Origin of the sequence: Holospora undulata HU1, assembly GCF_000388175.3 — a bacterium.
GTDB classification, from domain to species: domain Bacteria; phylum Pseudomonadota; class Alphaproteobacteria; order Holosporales; family Holosporaceae; genus Holospora; species Holospora undulata_A.
On record NZ_ARPM03000147.1, the window covers coordinates 8,926 to 18,489 of the forward strand.

A 9,564-nucleotide genomic window follows, 5' to 3' on the forward strand; every position below is an offset into this window, starting at 1 on the left:
TAGCTTTTGACGTATGAGCTATATTTCTCATGAACAAAATCCAGCGCATACGTCACATCCTGATCCCACCACACTTTAATGTGCGGCGCTTCCAGCCACTTCAGTAACAGTGGAAAATGTGATTTAGCTAATGGGATGAAAGTGATTTTCATAGAATGTTAATTTCTTTAACGCGTGTTAAAATCTTCAGGCAAGTCAAAAACTGTTCCATATCTTTTTCCACTGGAGCAAAATACTCTTTCTCATTTGTTTTCATAATTTCATCCGCTTTTTTGACGAGCTTCTTACCAGCAGGTGATAGACTGGAGTATTTTGCCCGCTCATCACCTTCTATTTGCGCGCGGAAAAACAAGCCCACGTTTTTGTAGAGTACGCAGGATTTGCGATGTCATGGTGACATCAGAATTGGTGAGCTTCGCCAAATCATTTTGTGTCGCCTTGTCTTGATGCTTTTCTAGCTCAAACAGTGTCCCCATAAAGACATACTGGGTATGCGTTAGGCCAACAGCCTCCAAGGCTCTGTCCGTGATGCGCTTCCACGTAAAAGGCCTGAGCAAAAGTAAAACTTTGACTCTCTAGCACAGGGATTGGGTAGTCTTTTGTGGCGTTATCTTACATGTATTTCTCTACATAAAATAGGGTGTTTTTAAAAAAGAGATTAATCATAACATTATTGCACATATTATAGTTTCACAAAATATAGTTTTATGTCAAGATAAAGCTGTGAGAATCTCATAATTTTGTCATCTGGCGGAAAATTGAACATGCAGCTATTTGATCTAAAAGGTAAAACAGCATTAATTACAGGAGCTTCCAATGGTCTTGGGGAACAATTTGCCCGCTCTCTATCTAGTGTAGGCGCACGTGTGATCTTGGTCGCTCGCAGGTTTGATAAGTTGAACGACTTGGCGCTTAAGCTTAATAACGCTAAAACTATCCAGATGGATGTATCAGATCAGCAATCCGTAAAAAGTTGTTTTGCTGAGTTAGAAAAGGATGGTGAGAAGATTGATATCTGTGTAAATAATGCCAGGATTGCTATTCTTACTCCTATTTTTGAAGAAGATGATCAGAATAATTTTGAGTCCATTATCCAAACGAACCTGATGGGTGTGTGGTATGTCACCAAAGCAGTAAAAAATTATATGAAGAACCATGGCATTCATGGGTCAATTATTAATATCGGCAGCGTAAATGGAGATGCCTTCCCTTATAAAGAAGCAACGGCTTATGCAACCTCTAAAGCGGCTGTGATTCATATGGCAAAATCTTTTGTGACTGAGTTATCAAAATATAAGATCAGAATCAATTCTATAGCCCCTAGTCTTTTTCATACCCCTATGACAGATCACAAATTGGGCACAGATCAACAACGACAAGAATTTGCTGGGAAGATCCCTATGGGGTTTGTTGCAACTCCACAAGATTTGGATGGTGCTTTGTTGTTGCTCGCATCAAATGCACATTCGTCTTATATAACAAGAGCATGCATTACTGTTGATGGCGGCAAATCTTTTGGAACATCCTGGGGGTTGTAATAAATTCTATGCGCGTACTTAAATTCATCATCGCAAATATAGGGCCCTATAAAAAGTATGTGGTTGGCATCTTTTTAGCCATGTGCTTAATCACCGTTGATAATACCTTAAAGCCGCTTTTAGTTAAGCTGTTTATTGATATTGTCTCGGGAGCTGAGCAAGGAAATCTATGGGTTGTATTCACATTCTATGCCTTACTTCAATTTATGTTGGTGAGTGTATGGACGATGAGCGATTATTGCATCACAAAATATACAGCTAAGTTTCGATTAAATGTAGCGGAACACTTTATGACGAAGCTATATGAATATCCGTATAGCTTTTTTCAAAATCAGCTTTCTGGCTCTTTGACATCGAAAATAAATGATGCATTCCAACATTTGCCGCATCTGATTTTTACGATCATTAACCCGTTTATGTATTTCATACTCTTAATACTGATCTCATTAGGACTGCTTGCCTCAGTTGCACCTATTTTTGCCTTAAGTATGGGAGCTTGGGTTTTCTTATTTTTTGTGATTACCATGGTTTCCATGAAAAAAAGCATGAGGCTCAATAAGGAGTATGCAGAGGAAAAATCTAAAATAATTGGCCTGGCTGCAGACTATCTTGGCAATATGATGAGCGTGAAACTTTTTGCCGCCAGAACTTTTGAACAAGGGCGATTTTCCAAACTGCAAAAACCTTTTGTTGATATAGCTGAAAAAGGTGGTTTTTATCATACCTGGTTGTATGGTTTTTTGGGCATGCTCACATCACTTTATGCACTATTTTTTCTAGCTGCTCTTATTTTTGGTTATCAGAAAGGCGTTGTAACACCAGGTGATTTTGCGCTTGTGATTATGATAAATTTTAATATCATTAACACACTCTTTCAACTCTCACATATGCTAAGGGATTTTATAGCTAATTGGGGCGCAGTCGATCAGGCAATAGCTTTGCTAGAAACAAGCGAGATTACGCATTCAGATAAAACAAACGCCACGGCCTTAAATTGCAGACAAGGCAAAATAGCTTTTGATCAAGTCAAATTCCATTACAAGGGCACTGAGCCTCTTTTTGAGAATAAATCCATCGAAATTAATGCTGGTCAAAAAGTTGGCCTTGTAGGCTATTCCGGTGGCGGCAAGTCAACATTCGTCAATTTGATCCTCCGCCTTTATGATGTGACGGATGGCGCCATTGTGATTGATGGCCAAGATATTAGGGATGTAACCCAAGACTCTTTACGAGAAAATATCGCTATGATTCCCCAAGATCCATCATTGTTCCACAGAAGCTTAATGGAAAATATTCGCTACGGCCGAGCAGATAGCACCGATGAAGAAGTAATTGAAGCTGCTAAAAAAGCCCACGCTCATGAGTTTATTTCCACTTTGCCGCAAGGTTATGACTCGCTTGTTGGTGAACGAGGCGTCAAACTTTCTGGTGGACAGCGTCAACGTATTGCAATTGCCAGAGCAATTCTCAAAAACGCACCTATTCTTATTCTGGATGAAGCAACGAGCCAACTTGATTCTGTTACTGAAAGCTTGATCCAAGAATCTTTGTGGGAGCTGATGCAAAATAAAACCACGATCGTCATTGCTCACCGTTTATCGACCTTACTTCATATGGATCGCATCCTGGTTTTTGACAAAGGCAAGATCAACGAGGATGGCACTCACAGTGAGCTTCTTTCAAAAGCAGGGCTTTATAAACACTTGTGGGATGCCCAAGTTGGAGGCTTTTTGGGTGATGAAAAAACGGAGGAGGCATGAAATCTCCAGTAAATATTCAATACACATCCACACCTGCAAGTGAAGACATCGATTTTCTAACGCAAAAAATCAATCAAGAAACACCTGAATGCGGCAAAGCCCATCCCTTTTTATTCTTTATGCGAGATAAGAAGAACCAAATTATTGCAGGCTGCAATGGCAGTGTGATTTTCGGTAGCATTTATACCGATCAATTGTGGGTACATCCCGATCATCGCAAGAGAGGTTTGGGCCACAAATTGATGGAAGCTGTTCATGATTATGGCCGCAGGTCAGGATGTTCTATGGCAACGGTTACGACGATGAGTTTTCAGTGCACTAAAGTATTCTACGAAAAACTCGGATACGTAAGTGATTCTGAAAGGACAGGATATACGCGCGGTTCTAGCTGCATCTTTTTAAAGCGGAGCTTGTAATGTTTAAAGTTGATTGTAAAAAAACAAGTATCACGTAGCATCTGCCAGAAGGCATGGTAGAGAAAATGGTGGTCCTTGCTTATCTTGATAAAAAACTTACCTCCAGTGAATTGGTTTCTGGTGGATGTGTTAATCTCAACATTAAAATTCAGCTAGAAAATCAAAACCATCCGCTGATTTTACGCATTTATTTACGTGATAAAGATGCAGCTGACCGAGAACAAAAATTGTCCGCATTAATCAAAGAAACTGTGCCGGCACCACTAACACATTTAAATTAGGTTGAATTAGGCGCAATAAAAGGAAAATGATAAAGAGCTACAGCAACGATTTAAGACAAAGGGGAATAGAATATTTAGATGAGGGTGGCGGGTATATTGAAGCATCGCACCTATTTAAAATAAGTGTATCAGCGATAGGCATGTGGCATAGAAAATTGGCATAGAAAATACAGACAAGAAGGCAGGTATTTTCCTAAGAGGCGTGGTGGATCAAAAAAAAGATTGACTTAGAAAAGCTTGAAGTGTACGTCAAAGAAACCCAAGATATGACCTTGAAAAAAGCTACTCCAGCATTTGGGGTACAATCAGTTTCTGGTTAAAAATATTAGCCTATAGCTTAAAAAAAAGACTTTTCGCACTTAGAAGCACGCAAAGAAAAGTGAAGTCAGTATCAAGAATCGATCAAAGATATGGCGTTATCCAAGTTTTGTATATAGTGATGAAAGCGGCATTGATATGGCTATGTGCAAGTACAGAAGGCTGGAGAAGAAAAAGTGAAAAGTTAATTGGCAAAAAGGGGAAAAAATGGTATCAAAGAACAAATAGTATGCCTGTTTGGTTAATAACAAACCGACAGCGCCAATAGTTTTTAACGGACTTGGGTAGAAAAATTTCTGATCAATGAACTAAAGCCTGATCAAGGTGTTATTACGCCTCTTTTCATAAATCCAAGAGAAGTACAGAATTAATAGAATCTGTAAAATGCAGTATAATTTTTCTACCTCCTGATTTGAATCCAATAGAGAAATTTTGGGCTAATATGAAGAGGGGGATTGAATACAATATACTATTTTAACGCTCTATTCGAGGGTATTTCGAGGTTCTTTAAAACACCTAATTCAACCTAAATTGCTATAGTAAAAATATCGTATTAGTAAAAACATCGTATTGTAAATTAAAAAATTTCTTAACGAACGTTTCCTGAAATTTCTAATCGCACCGTTTTTTCTTTTTCGGTGTAGGATAAATAAGAGTTCGTTAATTAACGATCAAATAATCAGTTCTTCATTAGAACGTTCTGGTCATTTTGTAAATGCCCCTTACAAACTTATAATTGGTAAGGTTTACAGCAATTCACTTGAAATCATTTTATGATTTTTCTGTTTTTCAATGTTTTTTTAAGAAAACCTTCAGATTTTTTTAAACAACTCTTGTATAAATGGCAATAAAATGGCATTCTTTAAACAGGTGTATTGTTTTAAATTTCACGTGATTTCGGAATGTCGACGGTTTTCTTTTACCGTTAAGATTACATTGTGGATTGTGTTAGGAATAAGTGGCGCAATATACGGGTGGAATTTTCCTAATGATATAGGCAGATTATTATGCTTAGGAGGATTTAAAATAGAGGAAATCTTTATAGAAGGACGAAAACGTGCAGAGCTTTTGGAAATAAGACGTGTGTTAAATTTAACACCTAAACAATCTATTTTTGGTCTAAATTTGCCAAGGATATTAAACGATCTTGAGCGTATGCCTTGGGTTCGCTCTGCAGTAGTAGAAAGAATTTTTCCAAATCGTGTCTATGTCCGATTGTGCGAAAAGGAACCTATAGCAGTTTGGAGCGCTCCAGATAAGAAAAATTATTTAATTGATAAAGAAGGTGCAGTGATTCTTTCTGTTTCTTTTGAAAATCTTTCTAAGTGGAATAAACTGTTAAAGATAGTGGGGGCGTATGCACCATCGAACGTTTTAGATTTACAAAGGGCATTGTCATTACTGCGTATTCACAGTATCCATGAAGCAGTTTTTTTACGATCTGGGCGTTGGGATGTATACGTAGATCACAAATTGTGTGTGAAATTGCCAGAAGGGGATGTAAGTTTTGGATTACAGAGATTTTTAGCATTGCGTCACCGAATTCCTAAAAACGTTAAGATAGTTGATTTGCGTTCAGGAGACTCAGTGCTTATGGAATTTGATAAAGATGGTCCTCCATCTTTTATAGAACAACGGGCTAAAAAGGAAAAAAATGAAAAAGTTTAATATGCCTAGTTTGTTAGCGGGCCGTTTTATAACAGGAATCGATCTTGGATCCAGTAAATTTTGTTGCTGGACAGGGGCGTGGGAAAAAGAAGAAGAAATCAAAATTATCGGTGCTGGGCATGCAGCATCCAAAGGAATTGAGGGAGGAAATTTAGTAGATGTAGGGGCATTAGAATCTCAAATAACTTCGGCTATTTATGAAGCAGAACGTCAATCTAACGTACAAATTCATCAAGCGGTTGTAACGTTAAATGGTCATTTTTTCTATTCCGATTATCATGTGCTCAAATCTCCAATTTATGAGGGGGTGGTTACTCAAAAATTGCTAGATCACTTGTGGAGCAGATTTTTATCTCGTCACCAAGATCATCTTCCTTTACACTTTATTCCTTTAGAGTTTTGTGTAGATGATCAAGACCGCATTAAGGATCCTCGAGGAATGTCTGGGGCAAATTTGATGTGCTACTGTCATGTAGTGTGGGTGCACAAAGGAAGATTTAATACCTTAGTAGAGTGTTTGAAACGGTGCCAGATTCAAATTTCTGGACTGTTGTTGGGACTTTATAGCAGTGGCCTTGCTTGTTTAACTCCTGATGAGCAAGAATTAGGAGCAACAGTTGTTGATATGGGAGCTCAATCTACAGGGATGGGGTTTTTCTTTCAAGGGCGATTGGTGGGATCTAAAATTGTTAAATTAGGAGGAGACCACATTACACAAGACATTGCAAGGGGCTGTGAGACTCCTATTCAGCATGCAGAACGCATTAAAGTTTTGTACGGTGCTGCACTTCCCACATTGAATGATCATAAAGAGATGATACCGATGGCATCTTTAGGGGGGGGAGACACCTTAGGGCAGACTGCTCGTTCTTTTTTAATCAATATTATTCAAGCGCGTTCAGAAGAAATTTGCCGTATGATGAAAACAAAAATGGATGAAATGCATGCAACGCACCCTTTTTCTTGTCAGCGTATCGTACTTACAGGGGGGGGGAGTCAATTGCCAGGTATACGGGAATTGGTAGCTCAGGTTTTAGAACGCCCTGTGCGTATCGCAAAGTCTTATCCATTAAAACAAGCGCCTAGAATATGTGGTGAATTTTCTGCAGTTAGTGGAACTTTTTTTTATCAAGAAGCTTTTAATGATTTTCAACGTTCTGCTCTGTCTTCATTTATTCCAAGTTACCGCTCTAAATCTTTTTGGAGCAGGTTAAATGCATTGTTTAAGAAATAGATAAAATACAGTTTATACAAAAAAGGGAGGAAAAAAGTCGTGGAAATGTTCGAAAAGGTAAAGATTGGTCCTAAAATTGTTGTTATGGGAATTGGAGGAGCAGGAGGAAACGCAGTTAATTCTATGCTTCGAGAAAAAAATTTAGAATTTAAAGAAGATGCACAAAACCGTCATCTTGGTGTAGAGTTTCTTTCTTGTAACACAGATCAGCAAGCGTTAAGCAACTCTTTGGTTTGTCCAGAAAATCGTATTCAGTTGGGGTTTGAGGTAACAAAGGGACTTGGAGCAGGCGCTCGTCCGGAAATTGGTCGTATTGCAGCAGAGGCTAGTCTGGAGACAGTTATTGAACGGTTAGATGGGGTAGATATGCTATTTGTTACCGCAGGAATGGGGGGGGGAACCGGAACGGGGGCAGCACCTATTTTGGCAAAAGCAGCAAAAGATCGCGGTATTTTGACTGTTGCCGTTGTGACAAAGCCATTCTTTTTTGAAGGGCACAGAAGAATGACAGTTGCAGAAGAAGGAATAATCAAATTAAGAAGCAGTGTTGATACACTGCTCGTTCTTCCCAATCAAAAGCTTTTTCGACTCGCAGGAGTAGAAACGTCTTTCATTCAAGCTTTTGCCTGGGCAGATAAAGTGCTGCGAGATGGGGTAGACATGTTTATCAGTCTTATGGAAAAGCCTGGATTGGTCAATCTGGACTTTGCAGACATTGTGGCTATTTTACGAGATGCAGACAGCGGAGAAGGAGAAAAAGGAGACGCCATGATGGGGACTGGGCGTGCTGGGGGTGAGGATCGTGCTATGCGTGCAGCAGAAGCAGCTATTTCTTGCTTTTTGTTAGAGACAGAGCATATTCGTCATGCAAAAGCTGCTATGGTACAAGTGTCTGGTGGGGAAGATATGACGCTAACAGAAATTGATGCGGCGTTACATTTTATTCGTTCTCAAATTGAAGACGATACCTTCGATCAATTTCAGCCTTCAAATATTATTTTTGGTGCTACTTTTGATAACACACTTCCAAAGGGAGAGCTTCAAATTTCTGTTGTGGCAACAGGAATTAAGCGCACAGAGGTTGCAGGTTCAAAAGTTACTCCTTCTGTACCTTTGGCAGAGGAAAAAGAGGAAGAAAAAAAGAGCGCTCCTTCTATAGAGCGTCCAGACGAAGAATCAGGCTCTGGTATAGAAGATTTTTTCGATCAAAAACTTGCAGATATTCCCGCTTTGGGAAGACGCCACGGAGATTTTAATTTTGATTCTGAACGATTTTCTTCATTTTCTGGATTGCGCGAAGATCCTCCGGAAGATTCTTATGGATCGGCTCAAGATTTTTCTTTTAAAAGCGCTCCTTCTGAAAAAAGAGTCTCAAGATTTAAAAAATTTTTTTCTCGTCGCGTTGAAGATCAGATCCCTTACGTAAAAGAAAATCTAGACGCTAATGGTGTAGAACAACAAGACGGGGAAGATTTGACAATTCCAGCTTTTTTAAGAAAAGCAAGCAAAGGAAAGTCAGATAAATATTAAAAATATTAAGATGATCTTGGAGTTTTTAAATTGATGGGATGAAATAGATAGCTTTTTTTCATAAAAATGGAAAAGCTATCTAGATGGTGTCCTCATAAGTAAACTATGATAATTTTATTTTTTAAAAAAGATGACGTTATCGCACAAAAGACACGACATATCAGAAAAATCCTGGAAAATACTAAAGCATTATCTACCAGGAAGAAAGGAGAGGGAAAAGCAAGCGACAATCGTTAAACGCTGTTTTGTGGATTTTAAGAACGCAGATCTCCTTAGCGGGATCTTCCTCCTGGTTATGGAGATTAGAAAAAAACGCACAGAAATTTTTTAGAAAAACTGAGTGCTGATCCCCGACTATGAGGGGCTGATGATAGATGTTGGCCATATAAAAGCGCCCCCTTATATTCATTTAGCCTGAAGGTGGAATTTGGAAGAATGAAGAAAAAGCATCATAAAGTTTATTAAATGCATTTATTTTGCATTTAATTTATCGTTTCATAGTGGCCAAGAACTTTTCAATTGGATTTAAATCAGGGGAATATGGAGGTAAAAAAATCACTTTATACCCAACAGATTCAGTTAAATCTTTAGTTTTCTGTGATCGGTTAAAGGCAGCAGTATCTATAACTACACCCTGACCTGGCTTCAGCTCTTTTGTTAAATGTTCTCCCTACGTTTCGAATACCTTCGTAGCACAAGATCCATCTAACGAGGCTTTTAACCAAAGATAGCATGATTGATTTTCAAAGTTTTATTAACGTGAAGTGCCGCAAAAATACGCAGTGTTCCCTCTAGCATTTCAAGTGATCGTGTGTTTGC

The 9,564-nt window shown here is 38.6% G+C and carries 11 protein-coding genes and 1 pseudogene; 10 read left to right on the forward strand and 2 right to left on the reverse strand.

The features are described from left to right. Positions 1-148 precede the first annotated feature (148 nt). Positions 149-352 carry a helix-turn-helix domain-containing protein gene (locus K737_RS10555; protein WP_235075691.1) on the reverse strand — a complete coding sequence of 68 codons (204 nt, stop codon included), beginning with the start codon at positions 350-352 and terminating at the stop codon, positions 149-151. A 412-nt stretch (positions 353-764) separates the two neighbouring features. Between K737_RS10555 and K737_RS04190 the strand changes: the two genes are divergently transcribed. The 10 genes and pseudogenes from K737_RS04190 to ftsZ all read left to right on the forward strand — a co-directional run bounded on the left by K737_RS04190 (position 765) and on the right by ftsZ (position 8,745). Next, positions 765-1,538 carry an SDR family NAD(P)-dependent oxidoreductase gene (locus K737_RS04190; RefSeq protein WP_006294702.1) on the forward strand — a complete coding sequence of 258 codons (774 nt, stop codon included), beginning with the start codon at positions 765-767 and terminating at the stop codon, positions 1,536-1,538. An 8-nt stretch (positions 1,539-1,546) separates the two neighbouring features. After that, entirely contained in the window at positions 1,547-3,298 is a 1,752-nt protein-coding gene (locus tag K737_RS04195; RefSeq protein ID WP_006294704.1) for an ABC transporter ATP-binding protein, read from the forward strand. Then, positions 3,295-3,714 (forward strand): GNAT family N-acetyltransferase, encoded by a 420-nt coding sequence (locus tag K737_RS04200; RefSeq protein WP_006294712.1) that lies wholly within the window; start codon positions 3,295-3,297, stop codon positions 3,712-3,714. The genes K737_RS04195 and K737_RS04200 overlap by 4 nt, the downstream gene beginning before the upstream one ends. A gap of 53 nt (positions 3,715-3,767) precedes the next feature. Further along, the gene (locus K737_RS04205) at positions 3,768-3,995 is read left to right on the forward strand and encodes a hypothetical protein (protein WP_006294714.1); all 228 of its coding nucleotides are present in this window, start codon (positions 3,768-3,770) and stop codon (positions 3,993-3,995) included. A gap of 26 nt (positions 3,996-4,021) precedes the next feature. Further along, complete coding sequence (locus K737_RS08150; RefSeq protein WP_006294717.1) at positions 4,022-4,159, forward strand: IS630 transposase-related protein; 138 nt, start codon at positions 4,022-4,024, stop codon at positions 4,157-4,159. A gap of 275 nt (positions 4,160-4,434) precedes the next feature. Then, positions 4,435-4,581, forward strand: a complete 147-nt coding sequence (locus K737_RS11160) for a hypothetical protein (RefSeq protein ID WP_235075693.1) — start codon at positions 4,435-4,437, stop codon at positions 4,579-4,581. Between the two features lie 78 nt (positions 4,582-4,659). Then, positions 4,660-4,791, forward strand: a pseudogene (locus K737_RS12045) (IS630 family transposase); the annotation flags it as partial. Between the two features lie 374 nt (positions 4,792-5,165). Further along, on the forward strand, positions 5,166-5,981 hold the full coding sequence (locus K737_RS04215; RefSeq protein ID WP_006296040.1) for a cell division protein FtsQ/DivIB: 816 nt from the start codon (positions 5,166-5,168) through the stop codon (positions 5,979-5,981). Further along, positions 5,968-7,215 carry a cell division protein FtsA gene (ftsA, locus tag K737_RS04220; RefSeq protein ID WP_006296042.1) on the forward strand — a complete coding sequence of 416 codons (1,248 nt, stop codon included), beginning with the start codon at positions 5,968-5,970 and terminating at the stop codon, positions 7,213-7,215. The genes K737_RS04215 and ftsA overlap by 14 nt, the downstream gene beginning before the upstream one ends. 45 nt (positions 7,216-7,260) lie before the next feature. Then, positions 7,261-8,745 carry a cell division protein FtsZ gene (ftsZ, locus tag K737_RS04225; protein ID WP_006296043.1) on the forward strand — a complete coding sequence of 495 codons (1,485 nt, stop codon included), beginning with the start codon at positions 7,261-7,263 and terminating at the stop codon, positions 8,743-8,745. Positions 8,746-9,232: 487 nt separating this feature from the next. Here ftsZ and K737_RS12050 read toward each other — a convergent pair whose 3' ends face one another. Further along, entirely contained in the window at positions 9,233-9,394 is a 162-nt protein-coding gene (locus K737_RS12050; protein WP_081731170.1) for a transposase, read from the reverse strand. Between the last annotated feature and the right edge of the window lie 170 nt (positions 9,395-9,564).

What these genes read in the sequence shown, in the direction of transcription:
- K737_RS04190 (WP_006294702.1), top strand. Translation starts at nt 765, where the DNA reads ATGCAGCTATTTGATCTAAAAGGTAAAACAGCATTAATTACAGGAGCT.
- K737_RS04195 (WP_006294704.1), top strand. Translation starts at nt 1,547, where the DNA reads ATGCGCGTACTTAAATTCATCATCGCAAATATAGGGCCCTATAAAAAG.
- K737_RS04200 (WP_006294712.1), top strand. Translation starts at nt 3,295, where the DNA reads ATGAAATCTCCAGTAAATATTCAATACACATCCACACCTGCAAGTGAA.
- K737_RS04205 (WP_006294714.1), top strand. Translation starts at nt 3,768, where the DNA reads ATGGTAGAGAAAATGGTGGTCCTTGCTTATCTTGATAAAAAACTTACC.
- K737_RS08150 (WP_006294717.1), top strand. Translation starts at nt 4,022, where the DNA reads ATGATAAAGAGCTACAGCAACGATTTAAGACAAAGGGGAATAGAATAT.
- K737_RS11160 (WP_235075693.1), top strand. Translation starts at nt 4,435, where the DNA reads ATGAAAGCGGCATTGATATGGCTATGTGCAAGTACAGAAGGCTGGAGA.
- K737_RS04215 (WP_006296040.1), top strand. Translation starts at nt 5,166, where the DNA reads ATGGCATTCTTTAAACAGGTGTATTGTTTTAAATTTCACGTGATTTCG.
- ftsA (WP_006296042.1), top strand. Translation starts at nt 5,968, where the DNA reads ATGAAAAAGTTTAATATGCCTAGTTTGTTAGCGGGCCGTTTTATAACA.
- ftsZ (WP_006296043.1), top strand. Translation starts at nt 7,261, where the DNA reads ATGTTCGAAAAGGTAAAGATTGGTCCTAAAATTGTTGTTATGGGAATT.